The organism is Sporosarcina sp. ZBG7A, from assembly GCF_000813425.1.
GTDB lineage: Bacteria > Bacillota > Bacilli > Bacillales_A > Planococcaceae > Sporosarcina.
Genome location: NZ_JWIB01000030.1, coordinates 1 through 23718 on the forward strand (window position 1 = coordinate 1; position 23718 = coordinate 23718).

Below are 23718 nucleotides of genomic sequence, written 5' to 3' on the forward strand. Positions count from 1 at the left end.
CATTAATTTAGGTTAGCCCAATCCCGACTGTACGGGATAGAGGTTTTTCATCGTTTAGGCGTATAGTTCAGTTCCTTGAAAAGGCCATTTCGCTCCGAGTCTGTTAAATCACGCCACTGACCAACTGGCAGATTTCCGAGTGTCAGGTTCATAATACGCATTCTACGCAAACTGACGACATTATAGCCAAGTGCCGTACACATGCGGCGAATTTGGCGATTCAACCCTTGTGTTAGCGTAATGTTGAACTTCCGAGATCCTAGCTTTCGAACTTTACAAGGCTTGGTTACTGTATCGAGAATGGGTACTCCTTGTTCCATCTCACGAATGAATTGATCTGTAATCGGACGATCCACTGTTACGATATACTCTTTTTCGTGACCGTGTTCTTCACGCAAGATTTCATTTACAATGTCGCCGTCATTCGTAAGTAGTAGCAAGCCGTCTGAATCTTTATCTAACCGGCCGATATGGAAGATGCGCAAGGGATGATTTACAAAATCGACGACATTTCCATGGACATGATGTTCCGTTGTACTTGTGATTCCGACAGGCTTGTTCAACATCAGATAGACGAGTTGTTCTTCAACAGATACCGGTTTACCATCTACTTCAACGAGATCACCGTCTTCGACTTTACTGCCAAGTTCTGCGGTTGTCCCATTAATGACTACACGTCCTGCTTCTATCCATTTGTCAGCACCGCGCCGTGAAGTAATTCCTGCTTCACTTAGAAATTTGTTAATACGCATGAGGTCCCACCTTGTCTGATTACCGTTTTTCTTATTGTAGCTCCTTTTCAGCTGCCAATCAAAGCTTCTAAAATAAAATGTAGTTGTCAGAAAAGATAATGATTGACATGAGGAATGATAGGTTGTAAGATTGGTTACACCTTTCAGATGGGTAGTTGGTGTCGGGAGCGACACCGCCCACGGAGAGCAGAGATGAGACGAGAAGAGCATAGCTGAGAAATCATTGAAATAAGAAGAGTAGCACCGCGTTAGGCAGATCCAGAGAGTCGGTGGATGGTGGAAACCGACCTGTCTTGTGGTGTGAATGGACTTATGAGAGCCTAATGAAAAACTGTTACAGGTTTTTCAAGGACGCCATTCCCGCGTTATGGGAAGTGCTGATTAAAGCACACGAAGTGGGGATACGTCTGTATTCCAATTGAGGTGGCAACGCGGATTTTTCCGTCCTCTGCAATCGGACTTAACTGTCTGGATGCAGGGGGCTTTTTGTCGTTTTCGAGAACTTATATGAGATGGGAGAGAATCGAATGACAATCGAGAAAATGGGATTACGAGTAACCGCTAAACGGTTTAATGGAGAAACTTTAACACCTACTTTGCTTTTTCAAAGAATGCAAGGCACACATAAATTTTTGTTGGAAAGTTCTTCAGGCCATACGAAAAATGGCCGTTATTCCTTCATAGGCGCTAATCCTTTGAAAGCGTACAAAGGACATCGGGATGGTGTAGAAGAAACCAATTACATGGACGGCTCTTCGTTTGTTCATGAAGGAGAGTTGTTCACACTACTGAAGCGGCTTATGCCGAGGGTGACGGACGATAGTGACTTCCCGTTTACTGGCGGAGCTGTAGGCTATTTCGGGTACGATGCGGGCAGAACAGAGATGTACGGAGCAAACCCGGATTTCCCGAGTGCAACCTTTAATATTTACGACACAATCGTCATATATGACCACCAGATAGAGGAAGTGACATTGTTGCATACAGAAATTCATCCTACCCATCAGGCACCTGATTTGGATGAACTTGTTGCAACGCTTGGAACGGGTGTTGCAGATGTTGAAACAGATGTGAAGGTATCCGAATATCGAAGCAATGTATCCCAACAAGAATTTGAAGCGAATGTCCAACACATAATCAATGACATACGGCAAGGAAAAGCAGAGCAAGTCGTCCTATCCCGTAAATTAGTAGCCGATATTGAAGGAGATCCTTTCCAGCTGTATCGACTACTGCGTGAACGGAATCCATCACCTTATATGTATTATATGGAATTTGATGATCACCTTGTTATTGGTGCATCTCCTGAAAGTCTAGTACGTGTCCAAGAAGGGCGTGTACAAACGAATCCGATTGCAGGAACGCGTAAGCGGGGGATTACTATGGCAGAAGATGAGAAGCTGGAACAAGCGCTGCGTGCAGATCCAAAAGAGTTATCGGAACATGACATGCTAGTTGAACTGAGTCAAAGTGAAATGAAGCAGTTCTGTGATCCTGAAAGTGTTGAAGTAACGGCGTATCAAGAAACGGTTAGATATGAACATGTGATGCATCTTGTATCTGAAGTAGCAGGCAAACTTGCACCAGGATTGCACGCGTTAGATGCTCTAAAAACGAGTTTGCCAGCGGGAACAGTCACTGGCAGTCCAAAGCCTGTAGCGATGACGATGATTAATGAACTAGAGCCAGAACCAAGAGGAATCTACGGCGGGGCAATCGGATATATCGGCTTGAACGGTAATATCGATTTTGCCCTTACAATCCGTACAATGGTCGTGAAAGACGGCGTTGTAAGTGTCCAGTCAGGCGCCGGAATTGTTGAAGCGTCCAATCCACATTCGGAATTCATGGAGACAGTCAATAAAGCCAAATCGCTAACAAGTCTAATGCAGGAAAAACACTAGAATAGTAAAGACGAAAAAAGAGACGAGAACAGTAGAGAAGAGGAGAGATTAGTTATGAAGAGCTACATACAAGCCGTTCAAGCAAAGCGTAATTTTACGTTTCAGGAGATGGAAGGTGCTGCAGGTTTGTTGTTGAATGACGGTACAGATGAGAAGGAGATTGCCACTTTTCTTAAATCTCTCGCACAAAAGGGAGAAACTGCAGATGAAGTGGCGGCATTAGCTTCTGTCATGTCTGACAATGCAATTCGTCCAGAATTTCCCAGAGGCTCATATGTGGATAACTGCGGAACAGGAGGAGACGGTTCAAACAGTTTCAATATCAGTACTGCATCAGCGTTCGTCATGGCAGCATCCGGAGTCCGCGTTGCAAAACACGGCAACCGGAAGATTTCTAGTGCTGCTGGAAGCCATGATGTACTCGAAGAGCTGGGAATACGAAATGACCTTACAGTAGGAGAAACGACGGCCATGATGGAGCAGTGTGGCATTGCATTCCTGTTCGCGCCGAACGTGCATCCGAAGATGAAACGAATTGGAGCGATACGCAAACAAATTGGCAGTCCGACAATCTTTAACCTAGTCGGTCCTTTGACAAACCCCATTCCACTTCATGCACAATACACGGGCATTAATCGGAAAGAATTCGTTATGGAGTATGCCTCTGTTCTAAATATGCTAGGCAGGAAGCGGGCTGTAGTTGTCGCGGGTGCAGGAGGTCCTGACGAAGCAACGCTTGCAGGCAGAAATACACTCGTTCTTGCAGATCGCGGTGACCTGATTCCGTTTACGTTAACAGCCGAAGATGTCGGGCTGCAGCCAGCTGGTCTGGAAGCAATCCGGGGTGGCGATGCAACGTGTAATGCTGCGATAATTCGTTCAATTATGGAGGGACAGCGTGGACCGCAGTTTGATACAGTTGCCCTCAACGCAGGCATTGGATTATTTACAGAAGGTATCGTTAGAACTGTTCAAGAGGGAGTTCGACTTGCTGAAGATAGCATTCTTACAGGAAGAGCCAAACAAAAATTAGAAGAAGTGGCTGCCTTTTGTGCACAGTGCTCTGATAGGGTGGTGGTGTTATGACCATTCTGGATGATATTTTGCGCAAGAAGGAACAAGAAGTTTCCCGAATGTTAGCAGAACCAAATGTTCGACCGACTCAAACAATCGTAGCGCGTCCCTCGTTACTGGATATCATTAAAAACTCGAATCAGTTGCAAGTGATTGCGGAAATAAAACGGGCATCGCCATCGAAAGGAGTTATTCAAGAAACCGTAAACCCTGTCCAACAAGCTCGGATATACGAACAATCAGGCGCTGCATGTGTTTCTGTTTTGACAGATACGCCATTTTTTAAAGGGTCATTTAAAGATTTGAAGATGGTGGCGGAAGCGGTTCATATCCCCGTGCTTTGTAAAGATTTCATCATTCATCCCATTCAAATCGATTGTGCGCTAGCTGCAGGGGCATCCGTTATATTGCTAATTGTTGCAGCGTTGCCCGATGCGGAGTTGAAAGCACTGCATGTCTATGCAACCTCACTTGGATTGGAAGTGTTGGTCGAAGTTCATGATGCTGTCGAGTTAAATCGTGCTTTAGAAGCAGGTGCACAGCTGGTTGGAGTAAATAATAGAGATTTACGGACATTTCAAGTTGACCTTGAGAAGACTGAGGAAATCGCTTCGGTTTTCCCATTTGAATCAGGTAGAGTCCTCATTAGTGAAAGTGGAATCGGAGGGATAGCTGATGCACAACGCGTGTCTAAAACGGGTGCAAGAGCTGTGTTGGTCGGTGAAACCATTATGAGAAGTAAGTCACCTGATCAGGCAATTCGCTCCCTTCAAGTGGATCTTGAGGTGAGTGGCCAATGACAAAGGTGAAGATATGCGGACTCACGGAAGCGCGGCATGTGCGAGTGGCAGTGGATGCAGGAGCTGATGCCATTGGTTTTGTTTTCGCCCCGTCGCGCAGACAAGTGACCGCAGACCAGGCTGCAGAACTGGCAGTTCATATCCCGCAATCCGTGCTGAAAGTAGGCGTGTTTGTCAATGCAACTCAGAATGAGATTCAAGAAATCTATGAAACAGTTCCACTAGACATTGTGCAATACCATGGAGAGGAAACTCCTGAATTCATCGAAAAAGTCGGTCTGCCTGCCTTTAAAGCATTTTCAATTAAGGATTCGGACGATGCCAAGAGGGCGTCTGCCTATAACGCAACACCATTATTTGACGCGCCAGGTGTTGAATTTAAAGGGGGCAGCGGAAAAACTTTCAACTGGGATATCCTGAAGGAAACAGGATTTCTGGAGCGTCCATTCATATTAGCGGGAGGCTTAAATGCTAAAAATGTAGGTGAAGCGATTCGGCAAGTAAACCCGGTAATGGTGGATATTTCGAGTGGTGTTGAGATTGAGAAGAGAAAAGACGAGCAGCTAATCCGAGAATTCATCAAAACGGTTAAGCTGAAAAATGAGGAGAGATGAGCATGATTCAGACAGTAGAGGGTAAAGGAAGGTATGGAAGATTTGGCGGGCAGTACGTCCCTGAGACATTGATGGGTGCGTTATCGGAACTGGAGGAAGCGCATGATTCTGCACTTGCAGACCAAGAGTTTATTGAACAACTGAATGGTTATTTGAAAGATTTCGTGGGAAGAGAAAATCCATTATATTTCGCTGAACGTCTTACAGAAGCTGCAGGCGGTGCGAGAATTTACTTAAAGCGTGAAGACTTGAACCATACAGGTGCTCATAAGATCAACAACGCACTCGGCCAAGCATTACTTGCGAAGCGTATGGGGAAACGTAAAATTGTGGCGGAGACGGGAGCAGGTCAGCACGGCGTAGCAACTGCTACAGCTTGCGCATTACTCGGGTTGGAATGTGTAGTCTTCATGGGGAAAGAAGATATCCGTCGTCAGGAATTAAATGTATTCCGTATGGAGCTACTTGGTACGCGAGTCGAGTCGGTCGACAAAGGCGCTGGTACGCTGAAAGATGCAGTTAATGAGGCATTACGATACTGGGTTGCACATGTGGAAGACACGCATTATATTCTCGGTTCTGCACTTGGACCACATCCATTCCCTAAAATCGTGAGGGATTTCCAGCAAGTAATCGGCCAAGAGACGAAGCGTCAGATTGTAGAGAAAGAAGGGCGACTTCCTGATGCAGTGGTTGCCTGTATCGGCGGTGGAAGTAATGCGATTGGGATGTTTCATCCATTTGTAGAAGATGAGAACGTCGCTTTGTATGGCGTAGAAGCAGCGGGCGGAGGGATTTCGACTGGACAACATGCAGCTGCCATTGCTGAAGCGAAAGAAGGTGTGTTGCACGGGGCATATATGTACGTGTTGCAAGATGAAGATGGGTTCATCCAAGAAGCGCATTCGATTTCTGCGGGACTCGATTACCCTGCAGTCGGTCCAGAGCATTGTCATCTCCATGATATTGGTCGGGTACACTATACGTCTGTAACTGACGCTGAAGCGCTTGAAGGTGTACAGTTGCTTGCGCAAAAAGAAGGAATCATTCCAGCGCTTGAAAGTGCACATGCCATCCATTTTGCCTTCGGTTTGGCAAAAGAGATGCATCCTGATGAAATTCTTGTCGTTTGTCTGTCAGGAAGAGGAGATAAAGACGTGCAGACGGTGCGCGATGCGTTAGGAGGTGGCGTTCAATGAATGAATTTACATTGACAATGGCCATCCGTAAACGAAATGAAAAAGGTCAGTCGGCATTCATCCCATACATGATGGCAGGGGATGGCGGGCTAGATATGCTCCATGAACGCATTTCTTTCCTCGAAGAAGCAGGAGCCGATGCAATTGAGATTGGCATACCCTTTTCTGATCCAGTTGCAGATGGAGAAGTGATCCAAGAGGCGGGAAGTCGGGCGCTAAAAAGAGGTGTTACGTTACGGAAAGTGATGAGTGAATTGCAAGCACAGTTACATTCGATTCCTCTAGTTGTCATGACTTATTTAAATCCGGTTCTAGCTTATGGGGTATCAGAATTTGTTGAGGACTGTAAACGAGCAGGCGTTAAAGGATTAATCATCCCAGATTTGCCGCATGAGGAACGTGGATTACTATCAGATGCACTCATTGGTAAGGATATTGCACTCGTGCCCCTGATATCGTTAACGAGTTCTCTAGAGCGTATTGAAAAAAATGCACGGAAAGCAGAAGGCTTTGTCTATGCGGTGACGGTGAATGGGATTACAGGTGTTAGGAGTAGCTTTGCTTCAGATTTGATGGATCATTTAACGGTCTTGAAAGGTGTATCGAATGTGCCTGTGCTTGCTGGTTTTGGAATTTCCACGCCAGAGCAAGTTCGTCATTTCAGTTCGATTGCGGATGGTGTGATTGTTGGAAGTGCAATCGTTACGGCGTTTCATGAAGAAAATCTTGAGAAGATACAATCCCTTATAGAAGCGAGTCGAACAGCGGTTAGCCAGTGACATGACCCAGTTACCGCATAAGTACATTTAGTCAATTGTGCATGAACTTGAAACTTTTTCCTATAGAAATCGTATAAATGATGAAGGGAGGTATGCGGGATGGATTGGGAAGTCGTTAAATCAGAAATGGAATGGACACATAAGAAAGTGACATCTTTAGCAGGTTGGTCTGTGGATGAAAAAACAGTTCTCACTATTGCAGTGTACTATGTGCTCTCGCAAAAAGACTTTAATCCAGAAAGTTTTTTACGCACGATGGATGCGTTAAAAAATAGGAGTGGATGGTTATCGCCAGTCAAAGGGGATTTTTTACCGATGCTCACTTCTTTTTTGGACAGTCCCACGCTATCAGCGGACGACGCTGTACAGCTATTGTTCACGAAGCAACAGACGGTTCGAAAGACGGGGTTTAAAAATACCGTGCATTCCTATTTAGCGGCTATGCTGATGACATCTGATCCCGCAACCTTCAAAGCTGAAGCCAAACAAGCGAAGCGGTTATATGATGCCATGAAAAAACAGCATTTTCTACTGACTTCAGACGAGGATTATTCATATGCGATGCTGTTAGGCAAAGCAAACAACGATCCAGTTGAACAAGCCGCAATCATGCGCCGTTATTTTGACGAATTGAACAAAGTTGGGTTTAAGTCAGGTAATGAGCTCCAATGGTTAACCCAAGTATTAACAATGGATTGTTGTTCATATAAAAAAGAGAGAGTGATTCGTGCAGAGCAACTGTTGTCCCATATTCGTAAGCGTGTCAATTTAAAACCGATGCATTACCCGGTCATAGGATTCTTAGCCATTCTTGGATGTGAGGATAACCTAGTTGAAGAGCTGATTGGATTCTCGAACTTTATCGCTAAAGGAGAGTTGTTTAAGTGGCATAAAACGTTGGCATTTTCATTCGCTTCTGGCTATTTTTTGCGCCAAGTGATAGAAAATAATGAAGTCCACGGTTTTTCAAAAGAATTGAATGTTCTTATCCAGCAAGCCATTATGGCTGAAACCATCGCAACGATTGCCTCCACAACCACATCAGCACTCTCATGATTTACTACATAGCTAACAGACCCAGCAGCTTAGTTTACTGGGTTTTTTGTTTGCAATTCATGTGGAAATCGGTCTCATTCTTCACGCGGCACATTGTGTGATAGACTTAAAGAAATAGCGAAAATTGTGAGGAGGAAACCTGTTGAAAATAGCACCTAAACGATTGAAGGTCGGAGATACAATTGGCATCGTTGCACCAGCGAGTCCGCCCAATCAGGAAAGTTTAACCCGTTCGTTTGCATTTTTAGAAAGTTTGGGATTGAAGTGGAAACTAGGGAACCATGTGAAAGACGTCAATGGATATCTTGCAGGAACAGATGAAGGCCGTCTAGCGGATTTAGAAGAGATGTTCGCTGATCCGGAAATTGCGGGTATTATTTGTGCAGGTGGGGGCTACGGATCTGCGCGCTTCGCTGATCGACTGGATTACCAGCTCATTCAAGAAAATCCTAAAGTGTTTTGGGGGTTCAGCGATATCACCTTCCTTCACACGGCTATCGCAAACTATACGGATCTTATAACGTTTCACGGACCGATGCTTGCCTCATGTGTAGGAAAAGAGACGTTTCACGACCTATCCGCAAAAATGTTCCGACAGCTTTTCGAACCGATGGAATTGCATTACTCTGAAGCGATTAGTCCGTTGGAAACACTTTCTCCTGGTGTTGCATCTGGTGAACTGACAGGTGGGAACTTGTCATTACTTGCTAGTGGTATTGGAACGAAGTTTGAGATTAATACAAAAGGTAAACTGCTCCTTATTGAAGATGTGGGAGAAGAACCGTACCGTGTCGATAACTTGCTGAACCAGCTGCGACTTGCCGGCAAGTTTTCGGATGCAGCGGGTATCGTCATTGGAGACTTTGCAAAAGCTGAACCGAAAAAGGAAATCTCTTTAACGCTTGATGAGGTATTACGCCATTATACAGCGGATCTTGGGAAGCCAGTTGTGAGTGGTTTTAAGATTGGACATTGTGAGCCGCATTTTGCAGTCCCACTGGGCTCGAACGCCCGACTGGACGCGGACCAGAAAACATTGACAATTTTACCGGGCGTCGAGTGAGTAGCAGTTCAAACGGGAAAGGGGATCGATGACAATGGAGCAGATGAAGTCAATGTATTCATGTGCAGTACCGGTCGCGACAATCTGGACAACGCCTGAATCTAGTAGAGAACTGGATGAAGCAGGTATAGTGAATCCGTTAAGTATGAACCGATGGATTGCAGCGATGACGTTAGAAGAGCGTTTTGCGTTGTGCAAAGAGAAGCGTATTCAGAGTCAGCTCATTTTCGGAGAGCCGGTGATTGTGGAGTCTGTCCAAAACGGCTGGGCTAGCATCATTGCGGTTTGGCAGCGTACTACGAAAGATGATCGTGGATATCCGGGATGGGTTCCGCTCGCGCAATTGAAGGAATTAGAACCATTGACCGATCCCGAAGGAGTTATACGAGTTGATGTTCCGAAGTGTCAGCTTTGGTATTTGGATCGTACTCCGGCACAATTAGTTGTCCCGTTCAATACGATATTACCAATGCTTAAGGAAGAAGGAGAATGGATTTTCGTTGAGACTCCTGACGGTGACCGGCTTGTGCGGAAGCAAGACGTTTGTGTGGCTTCGTCTGTTCATCATTTAAAAAAACACTCTGCAGCATCAGCGGCAGAACGGGCAGTGGAATTTCTCGATTTGCCGTATTTCTGGGGTGGTATGTCTTCGTATGGGTATGATTGTTCCGGATTGACATATAACATGTTCAAAGCATGTGGGCTGTTCATCTCAAGGGATGCGAGTGATCAGGCGGTTGAAGGGGAAGGGATTCCACTGGATGACCCGAAAGTGTGGAAGCGAGGAGACCTATTATTTTTTGCGGATGAACAATCTGGTCATGTGGACCACGTTGGATTTTACTATGGAGAGGGACAGATGATTCACGCGACTTCGAGCAAAAAGGGTGCCGTAGAGTTGTGTGTTCTCTCAGAAACGTCCTATGCTCAACGACTATGTACGGTTCGGCGATATAGTGAATAGGCAGGAATCCTGTGAGAGAATTTGCTTACGTGTATAATAAATGCGTACTAACCGACAGCGGTCAAGGAAAGGAAGATAGAAATGATCGAATCACGAAAAATGAGCGAATCGAGAACAATTCAGACAAAGTTGGTACTTCCTCCAGATGCCAATCATATGGAAACAATTTTTGGTGGTAAAGTCCTCGCTTATATAGATGAAATTGCAGCAATTACGGCGATGAAGCACGCACAAATGCCAGTTGTAACAGCGTCCATCGACTCAGTGGACTTTTTGTCATCTGCGGTCGTTGGAGATGTTTTAGAGCTAGAAGCAAATATCACATCAACGGGTCGTACGTCAATGGAAGTATTCGTTATGGTGCATTCATCAAACTTATTGACGAACGAACGCAAACTTACAACTGAATCATTCTTGACGATGGTGGCGGTTGGACCTGATAATCGCCCAACACCTGTACCTAGCGTGATTCCAGAGAGCGAAGGCGAAAAACGATTGTTTGAAACTGCTCCAGCACGACGCCTTCACCGTAAACAACGAATTCAAATGGCACACTAATGAGAGCGACCGCTATTATCCAGCGGTCGTTTTTTAGTGTCTTCTAGTAAGACTCCCAATAACAATGAAACCTTCTTCCAAAAGAATCCGTATATATAGGAAAAGGGGGATTTTGACAATGAAAGAAACGATGCAAGAGCGTCAAATGGCGCTTACCCTATTAAAAAACGAATCGAATCGGATCAGCAGAAGACTGACGGATGCTGAACAGCGATTGCAATCAGCGACTTCAGAAAGGAATAGATTGGAACAGCAACTAACAAAAGAGCAGCGGGATGTCATGAGACTTGGTAAGTTTTCGTTTTTAAATAAACTCAAAGAACTAACGGGATCATGGGATCAGCAAATGGAAAAGGAAATTGCAGAAGCTGCGGCAGCAGAAGTCTCTTTTAATGAGGCTCAAAAGCATGTAGAGGATTTAACAGAGGAAGTGGCTTTGTTAAAAGAAGCATCCCTTAGCCCCAATTATGTGCATCTTCAAGAAGATTGGGACGAATTCTTGCAAGAAAAAGAACTCTGGATTCGACAGAATGACTCTGCATCGCAAGCTACTTTACAAAAAATTGCTGATGATAGAGTCCGGGTGCGGGCAATGATCCGCGAGGTGAAAGAAGCACGTGAAGCGGGAGAAAAAGCAGTACGAGCACTTGATCGTGCCATTGACAAATTGAACAATGCAGAAGGTCTGTCGATGTGGGATACGTTTCTTGGCGGTGGGCTACTCGTTTCGGCATTAAAGTACTCGGAAGTGAATAGTTCCGATGACCTCGTTCATCAAGCTCAGCGAGCATTGCGTCACTATGAAACAGAACTATCGGACGTCCAAGAAGCTGCGACTGCATCTTTCCAAGTGAATAAAAACGATATCTTCACATTTACAGACCTGTTTTTTGATAATATCTTTTCGGATTTTGCAGTCCACTCACGCATTACAGAAGGAAAGAGCAAGTTAAACGGCGTGCTCCAAGACGTTCGACTTATCCAAGCCCAACTGAACCGGAAGTTGGAGGAGGCAGAGGCTGAACTCGATTCCCTTGATGCAGAGGAGAAGAGTATTCTATTGTCATGAAAACAGGTGGATTAGCAAACATTTACACGTATTCCAGGAATTCAATACGATTGCCAAAAGGATCGTGGGTGAAAAAACGAGCTCGTCCTGCAATTGGTGGCTCTTCACTGATTAGGCAAGCTGCATCTTTCAACTGACTTTTTAGCACAGTAAGGTTATTTACCGTAAAACCCGGATGTGCTTTTTTTGCTGGGACGAAATCAGGCTGAATGCCAATATGAACTTCTTGTGCACCACATTGAAACCAACATCCACCACGGGCTTTCAAATTTTCAGGTTTCTCAATTTCCTGCATACCTAGCAGCTTTCCATAAAATGCTCGTGCTTTTTCTTCTGAACCTGGAGGTGCTGCAATTTGAATATGGTCGATTCCTTTAAAAATGGGTTTCATCGTCATCACATCTCCTTTCATTCACTATACCGTCCCACATGTGAGTTGAATAGTTGGAATAATCTATGACTTATATTCGGTTTATCCAATGACTGAGCTTACATATAAAAAACCACTTCAATTAAGAAGTGGTTGGAGAAATTAGTTATGATTTTTGTATGATAGCGCTACTCCTGCAACACTTCCAACTAGAACAAACGCAAACAGCGCAAACATAATATAAATGAACCACATGAAGAAGCCCCTCCTTTACCATGTCATGCCATTACTGTACCATGCTAGGTGGTTTTCAGCAATGTCATTTTACCTAGGAAAGTAGGAGAGATCTATTTCATATTACTCAGAGGAATCACTTGGTGGTAAGTGCCTGTCCACAGTTGTCGTTTCGATTGTTGCCGATTGCTGAGCTTGTAGTAAGTCGCGAATCTCTTTCAGCAGTTCCTCTTTTGCATCGATTGATGGAGTTTCTGCAGGTTGTTCGACTTCCTTCTTCTTAAACTTCGCGAGTAATCGAATGACCATGAAGATTGAAAAAGCAATGATTAGGAAATCGATTATGGATTGGATGAAGGCCCCGTATGTAATGATTGTTTCCGTCCCTGGGATCTTCGCTTTTTCCTTAGATAAATCGATCCCACCAGAAATTAGTCCGATTAAAGGAGTAATAATGTTTTCGACAAGTGATGTAACAATTTTTCCGAACGCAGCACCAATGACGACTGCAATAGCTAAGTCAAAGATATTCCCTTTGAACGCAAATTCTTTAAAGTCTTTCCACATAGTAGATGCACCTTTCTTTATATAAATACATTCTTACGTTCATTTATTCCTCCTCACCATCAAAACCAAACCATCTATAGATTGCTAAATCGATTGTGCCATTAGAAAGAAAATGGACACCTTCGGATTCCAATAGCTGGCGCTGTCGATTCCCTTTTTCTTCTGCATTAGCCGGAGTCGAAATCCCGCCTTTTGCATTGATAATCCGGTGCCATGGAAGGTTATGACTTGTACTCATGGAGTGGAGCACGCGTACAACTTGACGCGCACCCCGCCGATTTCCTGCAGCAGCTGCTACTTGTCCGTATGTCATGACGTAGCCTGGAGGAATGGATTGAATGGCTTGTATCGTTTTTTCAGTGAATGGATTCACGGATTGTCCTCCTTGTGTGCACCATGATGATCAGCGAACGGATAAGTGGGAGTTAGCTTGTCTGTTATTCATGAATATGGAGTAGACACTTGTTGAAATCAGTAACCAAAATGTACTTGCTGAAATTCCACCAACAATATCGCTTGGGTAATGGACTCCGAGATATATGCGGCTGATACAAATCATTGAAATCATGAAAATGGCACTGATAACGTACAGAATACGTCCTGGCTTTCTCGCATTTCTCCATAGAATAAATGCAAGAATGATGTATAAACTTGTAGCCATCATCGTATGTCCACTAGGGAAAGAGTAGCCGCTAATTTCAATTAGCCGATTTAGGTCTGGACGTGTGCGTTGGAAGAATAGCTTCAGCACAAAGTTCAGAGCAGCGGTACCCCCAATCACGATAAGAAACAGGATTGTTTGTGCTTTTTGTCGAAAGTATAGTAATAAACCCATAGTAATCGCGGAGATAGCTATTACGGCTTTTGTTGAGCCGATTGTCGTAAATACTTTCATCACTTCAGTTAGCCAAGGGGCTTCTGCACCTTGAACGAAATGAATAATTGTTGTATCAAATTGAACAATGCTTCCATTTCCAATGGATAAAGCAACATATCCAAAAACCACAGCAAGAACGAGACAGGAAACGAGGGCCGTTATCAATCGGCCTGATAATTCACGCATGGATTTCAAACCTTTCTATACTAAGTACACTCTCACCAATTTTCACTAAGCTGATTATGAATTGCAAGCAATATAGTTAAACTTCTAGAAATGGAGTAGTGGAATGATTTTTTTACTAACACTGATGTCTTATCTACTAGGGAATTTTCTACCGGCATTGCAAATCGGAAAACGTTCAGGGAAGACCGTTTTAGCTGAAGGGAGTGGAAATCCGGGAGCAAGAAATACAGGGAGGATATTCGGTAAAAAAGCATTCTTGCTGGTATTCTTACTTGATGCGGGTAAAGGGGCATTAGCCGTTTTTATAGCATTTTGGATTGATGGTCGACCTGTTATCGAATTGCTGGCTTTAGCGGCTGTTATGCTTGGTCATTGTTATCCGATTGTTCATCGTTTTAAAGGGGGCAAAGGAGCCGCAACGTTCATCGGTGGCGTGCTTGTCTTTAATCCGATATGGATCCTCGCTATTTTGTTAGGTTTCGCTGTTTTGTATCCGGCAATCAAGAAATTTACAGCAGCCAGTGTGTTCGCGACGATAACGATTGTCCCTTGTAGCATTTGGTTAAATGACGCGAAGGTAACTCTGCTCGCATTACTCGTAGTTGGACTGTTGCTATGGAAACATCGAGCAGATCTTCAAATCTCAATAGGAAGGAATAAAACAAGATGACCTACTTTTACAGATTGGCAAGGACCAAACAGGATGAAGAACAAATCCATAAGCTGAATTATGAAACGTTCGTTGAAGAAATTCCTCAGCATCTTCCAAATGAAGATAGACGATTGAGGGATCAATTTCATAACTCAAATACATATTTACTATGCATGAAAGACTCAAAAGTAATTGGAATGATTGCTGTACGCTCAACCCGGCCATTCTCCCTGGACAAGAAAATTGGTCCCGTGGAGGAAAAACTTGCAAATCCCCCTCGATATCCTGTGGAAATCAGACTGCTTTCTATAGAAGCACGATATCGAACGGGGCGTCCTTTCCTAGGCATGTTGCAAGCACTGGTAAATTGGTGTTTGAAAGCAGGGTATGATGCTGCGGTCATTTCGGGTACTGTTCGAGAGTTGAAGTTGTATCGGCAACTTGGATTTGTGCCATTTGCTGAGCCCACCGGAACGGCAGAGGCAACTTTTATTCCTATGATACTCACGAAGGAAACGTACGAAACGAGTGTCGCTGGAAGGATTGCAAAGCCGATACTGAACTTTTTACCAGGACCAACTACGACTTCAAAAGCTGTACAACAAGCGTTATGTACGGATTCGATTTCTCACCGTTCACCGGCATACTCTCGTTTACTAATGTCAGTTCAGGAACAGCTGAAAGTATTGACAGCAGCATGTCACGTCCAAGTTCTACAAGGGACAGGCACACTTGCAAATGACGTGGTCGCCGCGCAGCTCAAGCGTCTCCCTGGAAAGGGGCTCATTCTCAACAACGGGGAATTCGGTGCTCGCTTGTGTGATCATGCCCGCCGGTTCGGGTTGGAATTTACCTCTCTAGAAAGGGCTTGGGGAGAGTTGTTCGATATGGAAGAAATTGAAGCAGTATTAGATTCCAATATGTATAGCTGGATATGGTTTGTTCACTGCGAGACGTCCACCGGTGTACTGAACGATTTGGATGCCATTCGTGACGTGTGTTTAGCGCGTAACGTTCGCATTGCAGCCGACTGTGCAAGTTCACTGGGGACTGTTCCAATTAACTTGGAAGGGGTCGACTTTGCGTCATCCGTTAGTGGAAAAGGTCTCGGTAGTTTTTCAGGATTGGCACTTGTATTTCACGAACAGGACATACAACCTGACTCGGAAATACCACGGTACCTGGATCTTGGTAATTATAGCGCTACAGAAGGGATACCTTATACACAATCCTCAAACCTTCTTCATGCGCTTGATAAAGCCGTTTTCGCTCTAATGAGTGACCCTGAAAACCATTATGCTACCATTCGTAAACGTTCCGACACTCTTCGAACATCTATTGAACGGATGGGCTACCAAATCCTTGAGCAAGGAATATCTGCCAGCCCAGGAATTTTAACTATCATCTTCAATGAGGAAGAGTCTGCACATCAGTTAGGAGAAGACTTGTTTTTAAATGGTTACCGAACGCACTACGAAAGTAAGTACTTGCGAGAACGAAACTGGCTACAACTGGCTGCGATGAATGAAATGAGTGACGATGATATCAACCGATTTTTAGAAGTATTGAAGCGTTTGACGTCGTTTAATCGGGAACAAACAAGGGAATTTAGCATATATAACTAAAAGGAGAGGATCTACATGCAAGAACTTCATACAACCGAAGAATGGAATGGGATAGTAGAACAGTCTAGTAATGAGCCTGTACTTATCGTCAAGCACAGTACGACGTGCCCTATAAGTGCAGCAGGCTATCGGGAGTTTCAAAACTTTGAGACCGAAGTTCCAAAATACTGTGTAATTGTCCAAACAAGTAAAGACGTCTCGCGGAAAATTGCCGAGGATACAGGTGTGAAGCACGAGTCCCCTCAAGCAATACTCATAAAGAACGGGAAGGCTGTTTGGTATGCATCGCATTATAATATCCAACAATCGGCTTTGAAAAACGCAGTCCATGCAAATAGGTAAAACGAACAGGCACTCGCAAGTAGCGGTGCCTGTTTTGTTCAACTATGGTAAAATGTGAGTAACTAGAGAGTCTAAAAGGAAGAAGGCGTTGTGATTGCGAATATCAGGAAAAACCGCTGTAATCACTGGTGGAGCAAAAGGAATAGGTGCGACAGCCGCTCGTATTTTTTGTGAGCAAGGTGCTCAAGTTATCATCATCGACTTTGATGAACAGGCAGGTGAAGCGATAGCTCAACAACTACATGCTGAAGGAAATGATGCAGCTTTTTTTAAGGCAGATGTAGCAAATGAGCAAGAGGTAAATAGTGTTGCAGCTGCCATTATCGAGCAATTCGGTAGGGTCGACATTCTTGTCAACAATGCAGGGATTACAATGGACGCAATGACGTTAAAAATGGAAGCAAGTGCGTTTCGTCGTGTTCTTGACGTGAACGTTACAGGAGTGTTCAATTGTACGAAAGCTTTTTTACCAAGTATGATCGAAGCAGGTACTGGACGCATTGTAAGCACGTCATCAATTGCAGGTACGGGTGGAAACGTAGGGCAAGCCAATTATGCTGCATCAAAAGCAGCCATCATCGGAATGACGAAGACTTGGGCTAAAGAATTCGGTCCGAAGGGCATCACCGTGAATGCAGTGGCGCCAGGTTTTATTGAGACAGAAATGATAGAAACAATTCCTGAAAAGATTATTGCTCAGATTCGTCAGATGACGCCTTTTCCACGCTTTGGTACTTCAGAAGACATAGCGAATGCGTACTTGTTTTTAGCTTCCGATGAAGCATCGTTCATCAACGGAACAGTTCTTGAGGTTGATGGTGGGATGCTTAAATAATTTGTTTATTCTTGTGAAAACATTCACAAAATATGACACTTAACATATGAATACTCATGACATTCATGCCTATTGTAGTGGAATGTTTCCTTGTACGATTAACGTACTAAGTAACGGCCGAGCAATCGGACCGCTTATCGGGAGGCTGTCATGAGTAAAGAAAAAACAAAACAGCTACACAAAAATGTTGCTCCATTTGCAAAGTCAGATTTAAAGAAAAGTATTATTCAACTTGTCAATACCGTACCACCGCTACTTATTCTATGGTTTGCCGCGTATCAAGCGTTGTCTGTATCCATATGGTTAACACTAGCGATTTGTGTGGTAGCATCAGGATTTGTCGTTCGGACATTCATTATTTTCCATGATTGCACACATGGCTCTTTCTTTAAAAACAAAAAAGCAAATGACATTGTAGGAACGATTACAGGAGTTCTCACGTTGTTCGCATATGAAAAGTGGAAACGTGAGCATGCAATACACCATGCAACAAGCTCTAATCTCGACAAGCGCGGCGTGGGTGATATCTGGGTCATGACGATTCAGGAATATCAAGAAGCGTCTTCTTGGCAACGTTTGGCGTATCGTTTCTACCGGAACCCACTAGTCATGTTTGGATTTGGACCGTTGTATCTCGTCCTGATCTCCAGCAGATTCAATAGAAAAGATGCCCGAAAAAAAGAACGGATGAACACGTACCTCATCAATGTATGTCTCGTTGTGCTTTATACAGGTATGATTTTGCTTGTTGGTTGGAAAGCGTTCGTTATTGTTCAAGGTGCTACAATGTTCACAGCAGGTGCACTTGGCATTTGGTTATTCTACATCCAGCACACATTTGAAGATTCGTATTTCGAGGAAGAAACAGAATGGGATTATGTGAAAGCAGCAGTTGAAGGTAGCTCGTATTACAAACTACCGAAAGTCCTTCAATGGGCAACTGGTAACATCGGGTTTCACCATGTGCATCACTTGGCTCCAAGAGTTCCGAACTATAATTTAGAGATGGCTCATGAATTGACGCCACCACTTCAACAAGCGACGACAATCGATATGAAAAAGAGTTTGGAATCACTGCGTTATAAACTGTATGACCCTGAGCACAAAACATTTGTAACCTTCCGTGGGATTCAAAAAGCAGCGAAACTAAAAAATGTTTCCATCGAGTTGAAACCTAAGAAAACTACATTTGACACGAAATAATGCAGATTACCGGCCATCTCATCAAGAGATGGCTTTTTTACTTTTTAACCGGTAAACTAAAGAGAAATGGAATGGAATGGGAGGGATGCAGATGAATAGTTGGTACAATTTGTTTCCTCGATATCCATGGTTAAGCATCTACATCTGGGTCATTTTCTGCGTTCTGCCCTTTTTCTTTATCTTCAGAACGTCTGAACCCATTAATATCGCAATAGGGATTGCCATGGTATTTTTATATTTACTATGTTATCGTTTTTCGTTCAAATCTCGAAGCGGATTTGTTTACATGTGGCTTGCGTTTGAAATGGCGATAAATATTGGACTGACGTTGTTGTTCGGCTACGTATACCTAGCTTTATTTACAGCGTTTTTCATTGGCAACATCAGACGGGCGGTTGGCTTTTTCATAATGTATGGTATTCATATTGCGCTGACAATCAGTGCAATCGTTGCAGGATTCTTCATCGAGATTGATTTGTTTTTACCGCAAGTCCACTTCTTGATCTTGACGTTAATTGGTGTTGTTCTACTTCCTTTCAACTTGTACAATCGTAACAAGCAAGAGAAATTGGAAGGTCAGTTAGTATATGCACAAGAACGAATATCTGAATTGACTGTGGTAGCAGAGCGACAACGAATTGCACGAGATCTTCATGACACGCTAGGTCAAAAACTGTCGCTCATTGGACTTAAAAGTGATTTGGTAGGAAAACTGATTACACGTGATCCTGAACGTGCTGCGCGAGAGTTACAGGACATCCGTCAAACTGCGAGTGTTGCACTCAACGAGGTACGGGAACTCGTTTCCAATATGCGAGCAGTGCGTCTTTCCGAAGAACTAACCAGAGTACAGCAAGTACTGCGTGCAGCTGAAATTGAACTCACTGTCGTAGGAGAGGCATCATATAAAGAAATTACCCCAATAGTGGAAAATGTTTTGAGTATGTGTTTGAAAGAAGCTGTAACGAATGTAGTCAAACATAGCTTTGCATCTAGTTGTACGATTACATTTCATCCCGTATCGGAGGATTTTTCTATTACAGTCGCGGATAATGGAATCGGATTATTAGAAGGCGCAGATGCTCTACCTGGTAACGGTTTGAACGGGATGCGAGAGCGACTGGACTTTGTGAATGGAATTCTTCATATCCAAAATGAACAAGATGGTGGAACTGCATTGACGTTCGAGATCCCATCTATTTTAAGACATATCGTAAAGGAGTGAGAGGTACATGATACGGATTGTGTTAGCTGAGGACCAAGGCATGTTACTAGGAGCACTCGGCTCATTGCTCAGTTTAGAAGATGATATGGAAGTGGTTGGGCAAGCTAGAAACGGAGATGAGGCAGTAAATCTTGTTCAAGAATTACATCCGGATATTTGTATTATGGATATCGAAATGCCAGTGCTAACAGGTCTAGAGGCGGCCGAAAATTTACGTGCTGAACCGTGTAAAATTGTGATTTTGACTACATTCGCTAGAGCTGGCTATTTTGAGAGAGCGCGAAAAGCGGGTGTTCGAGGCTATTTACTAAAAGATAGCCCGATAGAAGATTTGGTTAGCTCGATTCGGACAATTATGGCGGGACGTCGCATTTACGCGCCTGAACTTGTAGACATTGCATATGGCGAAGATCGAGAAATTGAAAGTCCGTTGACTGAACGAGAAGCAGAAGTACTGGAATTGATTGCTGACGGAAAAACAACGAAACAAATTGCGAACGTCTTACACTTAACACCGGGAACTGTGAGGAATTACATCTCCATTATCTTAGACAAAATGTCAGCGGGCAGTCGAATTGAAGCTGTGAAACGTTTCAAAGAAAAAGGTTGGTCCAAAGGGAAATAATTAGTGAAGCCATTTATAGGAGGGTATTTATGCAGAAAATGGAGAGATTGGCGACTGATTTTCCACTAATTAGTCATATGGCAAACAAAGAAGAGGTTTTATGGAAGAATCCCCATCTTACATCTATAGCGTCAGCACTCAAAACATCAGTTTTGACGTCAGCCGATGTGAAAGACGCATCGGATCGACTGAAACGATTTGCACCATTTTTTGCAGATGTTTTTCCAGAAACGAAGGCCACCGAGGGACTCATTGAATCTCCCCTAACCGAAATCCCAGTGATGAAGGAGCGGCTAATCGAGGAGACCGGCGTCCATTTTGAAGGCACCTTGCTCATCAAACAAGACAATGCGTTACCTGTATCTGGATCCATTAAAGCACGAGGTGGGTTTCATGAGGTATTAAAACATGCGGAAATGTTAGCAGTAGAACACCGTCTTCTTAAGAAAGATCAGGATTATCGTCAGTTTTCAGAGCAACATTTCAAAGATTTGTTCGCTTCCCATAAAATTGCGGTTGGCTCGACGGGTAACCTTGGATTGAGCATTGGGATCTTGAGTGCTGCACTTGGATTCAAAGTGACTGTTCACATGTCAGCCGATGCAAAACTCTGGAAAAAGGAATTACTCCGAAGCAAAGGGGTTACTGTCATTGAATACGAGGATGACTACAGTAAAGCCGTAGAAGAAGGACGTCGTGAAGCTGAACAGGATCCAATGTGCCATTTTGTGGACGATGAAAATTCACGTGCCCTATTTCTCGGTTATGCAGTTGCAGGCGAACGTATTGCTGCACAGCTTGCAGAACAAGAAATCGTGGTAGATGAGGCGCATCCTCTGTTTGTCTATTTACCATGTGGTGTAGGTGGTGGACCAGGTGGTGTCGCGTTTGGTTTGAAGTTGGCCTTTGGCGATGCCGTACATTGCTATTTTGCAGAGCCTGTCAGTTCACCATGCATGTTACTTGGAATGATGACAGAGTTACACGACAAAATTAGTGTACAAGAAATAGGACTAGACAACAAAACAGTTGCAGATGGACTAGCAGTAGGTCGACCGTCAGGTTTTGTTGGAAATGTCATGAAACCTTTTCTTGAAGGGATTTACACCGTGAAAGACAATACATTATTTGGATTGCTCCGCATGCTTGCAGATGCAGAGTCCATTTATGCAGAGCCATCTGCACTTGCAGGAATGATGGGTGCACTTCACACTGTATCTTCAGGCGTAGCAGATGCGAAATCGAGTGAAGCGCGGCATCTTGTCTGGTCTACTGGTGGCGGAATGGTACCTGAAGACGTGATGGAAGATTATTATAAAGAAGGCGGAAATGTCGAATTATTTCCCGGGAAATCGACAAAAAGTGCAGAATAACTCATCGACAGTTAACGTTCAATTGAAACGTTAACTGTTTTTTATTCATAAAAACGGATGGTTATTAGGCCGTCATATTCGTTTGAAAGATCATGCCAAGGGGAATAAATAGTAAAGATACTTAACAACTTTATCTGGAGGATGAACAATTATGAACTCCCCTGTTACTCAAGAGATGGACAACCAGAAAGATCAAACTTATTCTAAAATGTCAGTTGCAAAGTGTGTAACAGAATACGATACTTTACGTCGGGTCGTTTTGTGTGAACCTAAATATATGGCGATTAAAGATATTATCAATGATGTGCAAAAGAAATATAAAGATGAAAATATCGATCGTGAGAAAGCGATGCAGCAACATAAAGAATTTGAAGCAAAACTGAAAGAAAATAATGTGGAAGTCATAAAACTACCTTCTTCAGAGCGCTATCCGGAGCAAGTATTCACCAGAGATATTGGATTTACACTTGGCGATCGGTTATTTCTTGCTGATATGGCAAGTGATATTCGTAAAGGAGAAGAAGTAGCTCTTCAAAACTGGCTTCTACAAGAAAACATTCCTTTCCGGGTGTCAGAAAGCAGGGTAGAAGGCGGAGATGTGATTGTAGACCGTAACCGTGTGTTTGTAGGGATTAGTAGCCGAACGAGTGAAGAGTCTGTGCTGCATTTAGAACAAAGCCTCCCGGATCATGAAGTTATCCGGGTGCCGTTCAATGAAAAGTATTTGCATCTCGATTGTGTATTCAACGTGATCTCTCCTGGGGATGGACTGTACTTTCCCGAAGCATTCGATGAGGAAACGCGTAAGAGCCTAGAGTCGATGTACAATCTTATCGAAGTTAACAAAGAAGAACAATTTACGATGGGCACGAATATATTGTCAATTGGAAGCGGGCGGCTGTTCAGTCTGCCACAGAATCCCCAGGTCAATGCGGCGATGCGCAGTAAAGGTTTCGATGTAATCGAAATCGACTTCTCTGAAATTATTAAATCGGGTGGCTCATTCCGTTGCTGTTCAATGCCAGTAGTACGAAACGATTAATTGGAAAAGCCGCTACTTATTTTTGAGGAGCGGCTTTTCCAATTGTTGCGATTGGGATTCAACGATGAGGAGGGGTTTCAATGGAGAAAGTAATTTATCTTGTAAATCATGGAGAGGCAGAAGGATTTACCGCTCAAGATTCATTGACAGCTGAAGGCATTCTACACGTATCTGAACTAGCACAGTTTTTAGAACGTTATCCAATTGAGCGAATTATTACAAGTCCTTTGATGCGGACGAGGCAGACTGCAAACGAAATAGGAGACAAACTTGGTATTCATACTGAGGAAGATAGTAGATTATCGGAGCGACAAATGAGCTCACAAGTATTTGATGATTGGTTATTGAAAGTGGAAGATACATTTTTAGATTTGAATCTCTCATATGAAGATGGTGAGACATCGAACGAGGCGATACAGCGAGCGTGTGAAGTCATCGATGAACTACCAGACACTAACCATACGGTATTAGTTACGCATAGCTTATTACTTGTGTTGCTCATGCGCTGTTTTAATGAGCGTATTGGATTTGAAGAGTGGCAAGCAGTTAAGCATCCTGATGTCTATGAATTGAGATTGACTGAAGCGGGTGCACAAATCACCCATTTGTGGGAACATGAGTGAACAAGAAGAGGGCGTCCAAGAATTTTCGTGGACGCTCTTAAATTTGTTTGTTTAGTATCGGAAAAGATGCAGTGAATCCTGAAAAGTGCTCATAAAGCATGGGGAGT

At 43.7% G+C, this 23718-nt stretch carries 26 protein-coding genes and 1 other annotated feature; of the genes, 21 read left to right on the top strand and 5 right to left on the bottom strand.

The genetic code is table 11. The features are described from left to right. Positions 1 to 47: 47 nt before the first annotated feature. Positions 48 to 752 carry a 23S rRNA pseudouridine(2604) synthase RluF gene (gene rluF, locus RL70_RS10930; RefSeq protein ID WP_039043436.1) on the bottom strand — a complete coding sequence of 235 codons (705 nt, stop codon included), beginning with the start codon at positions 750 to 752 and terminating at the stop codon, positions 48 to 50. Positions 753 to 966: 214 nt separating this feature from the next. Continuing rightward, positions 967 to 1204: a binding site (T-box leader), on the top strand. Between the two features lie 75 nt (positions 1205 to 1279). On the opposite strand from rluF, the gene RL70_RS10935 reads away from it, so the two are divergent. From RL70_RS10935 to RL70_RS10985, 11 genes are all read left to right on the top strand, one after another. Continuing rightward, positions 1280 to 2656 (top strand): anthranilate synthase component I family protein, encoded by a 1377-nt coding sequence (locus RL70_RS10935; protein ID WP_082003394.1) that lies wholly within the window; start codon positions 1280 to 1282, stop codon positions 2654 to 2656. A 54-nt stretch (positions 2657 to 2710) separates the two neighbouring features. Then, on the top strand, positions 2711 to 3742 hold the full coding sequence (gene trpD, locus RL70_RS10940; protein ID WP_052245918.1) for an anthranilate phosphoribosyltransferase: 1032 nt from the start codon (positions 2711 to 2713) through the stop codon (positions 3740 to 3742). Next, positions 3739 to 4530 (top strand): indole-3-glycerol phosphate synthase TrpC, encoded by a 792-nt coding sequence (gene trpC, locus RL70_RS10945; protein ID WP_039043437.1) that lies wholly within the window; start codon positions 3739 to 3741, stop codon positions 4528 to 4530. Before trpD ends, trpC begins: the two co-directional genes overlap by 4 nt. Next, complete coding sequence (locus RL70_RS10950) at positions 4527 to 5144, top strand: phosphoribosylanthranilate isomerase (protein ID WP_039043438.1); 618 nt, start codon at positions 4527 to 4529, stop codon at positions 5142 to 5144. Before trpC ends, RL70_RS10950 begins: the two co-directional genes overlap by 4 nt. Positions 5145 to 5146: 2 nt before the next feature. Further along, positions 5147 to 6343, top strand: a complete 1197-nt coding sequence (trpB, locus tag RL70_RS10955) for a tryptophan synthase subunit beta (RefSeq protein ID WP_369795220.1) — start codon at positions 5147 to 5149, stop codon at positions 6341 to 6343. Then, entirely contained in the window at positions 6340 to 7122 is a 783-nt protein-coding gene (trpA, locus tag RL70_RS10960) for a tryptophan synthase subunit alpha (protein ID WP_039043439.1), read from the top strand. The genes trpB and trpA overlap by 4 nt, the downstream gene beginning before the upstream one ends. A 99-nt stretch (positions 7123 to 7221) precedes the next feature. Next, entirely contained in the window at positions 7222 to 8178 is a 957-nt protein-coding gene (locus RL70_RS10965) for a DUF4003 family protein (RefSeq protein ID WP_039043440.1), read from the top strand. Between the two features lie 142 nt (positions 8179 to 8320). Next, complete coding sequence (locus tag RL70_RS10970; RefSeq protein ID WP_039043441.1) at positions 8321 to 9241, top strand: LD-carboxypeptidase; 921 nt, start codon at positions 8321 to 8323, stop codon at positions 9239 to 9241. A gap of 34 nt (positions 9242 to 9275) precedes the next feature. Beyond that, positions 9276 to 10205 (top strand): C40 family peptidase, encoded by a 930-nt coding sequence (locus tag RL70_RS10975; RefSeq protein ID WP_052245919.1) that lies wholly within the window; start codon positions 9276 to 9278, stop codon positions 10203 to 10205. 81 nt (positions 10206 to 10286) lie between these two features. Then, positions 10287 to 10763 carry an acyl-CoA thioesterase gene (locus RL70_RS10980; RefSeq protein ID WP_185736833.1) on the top strand — a complete coding sequence of 159 codons (477 nt, stop codon included), beginning with the start codon at positions 10287 to 10289 and terminating at the stop codon, positions 10761 to 10763. 118 nt (positions 10764 to 10881) lie between these two features. Continuing rightward, positions 10882 to 11832, top strand: a complete 951-nt coding sequence (locus RL70_RS10985; protein WP_039043443.1) for a hypothetical protein — start codon at positions 10882 to 10884, stop codon at positions 11830 to 11832. 22 nt (positions 11833 to 11854) lie between these two features. Here RL70_RS10985 and RL70_RS10990 read toward each other — a convergent pair whose 3' ends face one another. The 4 genes from RL70_RS10990 to RL70_RS11005 form a co-directional block, all read right to left on the bottom strand. Next, the gene (locus tag RL70_RS10990; protein ID WP_369795221.1) at positions 11855 to 12229 is read right to left on the bottom strand and encodes a VOC family protein; all 375 of its coding nucleotides are present in this window, start codon (positions 12227 to 12229) and stop codon (positions 11855 to 11857) included. Positions 12230 to 12559: 330 nt separating this feature from the next. Further along, on the bottom strand, positions 12560 to 13003 hold the full coding sequence (gene mscL / locus RL70_RS10995) for a large conductance mechanosensitive channel protein MscL (protein ID WP_052245920.1): 444 nt from the start codon (positions 13001 to 13003) through the stop codon (positions 12560 to 12562). Between the two features lie 43 nt (positions 13004 to 13046). Next, positions 13047 to 13376 carry an MGMT family protein gene (locus tag RL70_RS11000; RefSeq protein WP_039043444.1) on the bottom strand — a complete coding sequence of 110 codons (330 nt, stop codon included), beginning with the start codon at positions 13374 to 13376 and terminating at the stop codon, positions 13047 to 13049. A gap of 30 nt (positions 13377 to 13406) precedes the next feature. Beyond that, positions 13407 to 14066 carry a phosphatase PAP2 family protein gene (locus RL70_RS11005; protein ID WP_052245921.1) on the bottom strand — a complete coding sequence of 220 codons (660 nt, stop codon included), beginning with the start codon at positions 14064 to 14066 and terminating at the stop codon, positions 13407 to 13409. 103 nt (positions 14067 to 14169) lie between these two features. Here RL70_RS11005 and RL70_RS11010 point away from each other — a divergent pair, with 103 nt between their 5' ends. The 10 genes from RL70_RS11010 (at position 14170) to RL70_RS11055 (ending at position 23611) form a co-directional block, all read left to right on the top strand. After that, the gene (locus tag RL70_RS11010) at positions 14170 to 14736 is read left to right on the top strand and encodes a glycerol-3-phosphate acyltransferase (RefSeq protein WP_052245922.1); all 567 of its coding nucleotides are present in this window, start codon (positions 14170 to 14172) and stop codon (positions 14734 to 14736) included. Continuing rightward, positions 14733 to 16343, top strand: coding sequence for an aminotransferase class V-fold PLP-dependent enzyme (locus RL70_RS11015; protein ID WP_052245923.1), 1611 nt, complete (start codon positions 14733 to 14735; stop codon positions 16341 to 16343). Before RL70_RS11010 ends, RL70_RS11015 begins: the two co-directional genes overlap by 4 nt. A 15-nt stretch (positions 16344 to 16358) precedes the next feature. Next, positions 16359 to 16685, top strand: a complete 327-nt coding sequence (ytxJ, locus tag RL70_RS11020; protein WP_039043445.1) for a bacillithiol system redox-active protein YtxJ — start codon at positions 16359 to 16361, stop codon at positions 16683 to 16685. A gap of 94 nt (positions 16686 to 16779) precedes the next feature. Next, positions 16780 to 17520, top strand: coding sequence for a 3-oxoacyl-ACP reductase FabG (gene fabG, locus RL70_RS11025; RefSeq protein ID WP_039043446.1), 741 nt, complete (start codon positions 16780 to 16782; stop codon positions 17518 to 17520). 150 nt (positions 17521 to 17670) lie between these two features. After that, positions 17671 to 18723: a fatty acid desaturase gene (locus RL70_RS11030; protein WP_039043447.1), complete on the top strand. Its 1053-nt coding sequence runs from the start codon at positions 17671 to 17673 to the stop codon at positions 18721 to 18723. Between the two features lie 91 nt (positions 18724 to 18814). After that, positions 18815 to 19948 carry a sensor histidine kinase gene (locus tag RL70_RS11035; protein ID WP_082003393.1) on the top strand — a complete coding sequence of 378 codons (1134 nt, stop codon included), beginning with the start codon at positions 18815 to 18817 and terminating at the stop codon, positions 19946 to 19948. 7 nt (positions 19949 to 19955) lie between these two features. Beyond that, on the top strand, positions 19956 to 20573 hold the full coding sequence (locus tag RL70_RS11040; RefSeq protein ID WP_039043449.1) for a response regulator transcription factor: 618 nt from the start codon (positions 19956 to 19958) through the stop codon (positions 20571 to 20573). A gap of 29 nt (positions 20574 to 20602) precedes the next feature. After that, positions 20603 to 21946: a D-serine ammonia-lyase gene (locus tag RL70_RS11045; protein WP_039043450.1), complete on the top strand. Its 1344-nt coding sequence runs from the start codon at positions 20603 to 20605 to the stop codon at positions 21944 to 21946. A gap of 175 nt (positions 21947 to 22121) precedes the next feature. Continuing rightward, on the top strand, positions 22122 to 22988 hold the full coding sequence (locus tag RL70_RS11050) for a dimethylarginine dimethylaminohydrolase family protein (protein ID WP_052245924.1): 867 nt from the start codon (positions 22122 to 22124) through the stop codon (positions 22986 to 22988). An 80-nt stretch (positions 22989 to 23068) separates the two neighbouring features. After that, positions 23069 to 23611 carry a histidine phosphatase family protein gene (locus tag RL70_RS11055; protein ID WP_039043451.1) on the top strand — a complete coding sequence of 181 codons (543 nt, stop codon included), beginning with the start codon at positions 23069 to 23071 and terminating at the stop codon, positions 23609 to 23611. Positions 23612 to 23718 lie beyond the last annotated feature (107 nt).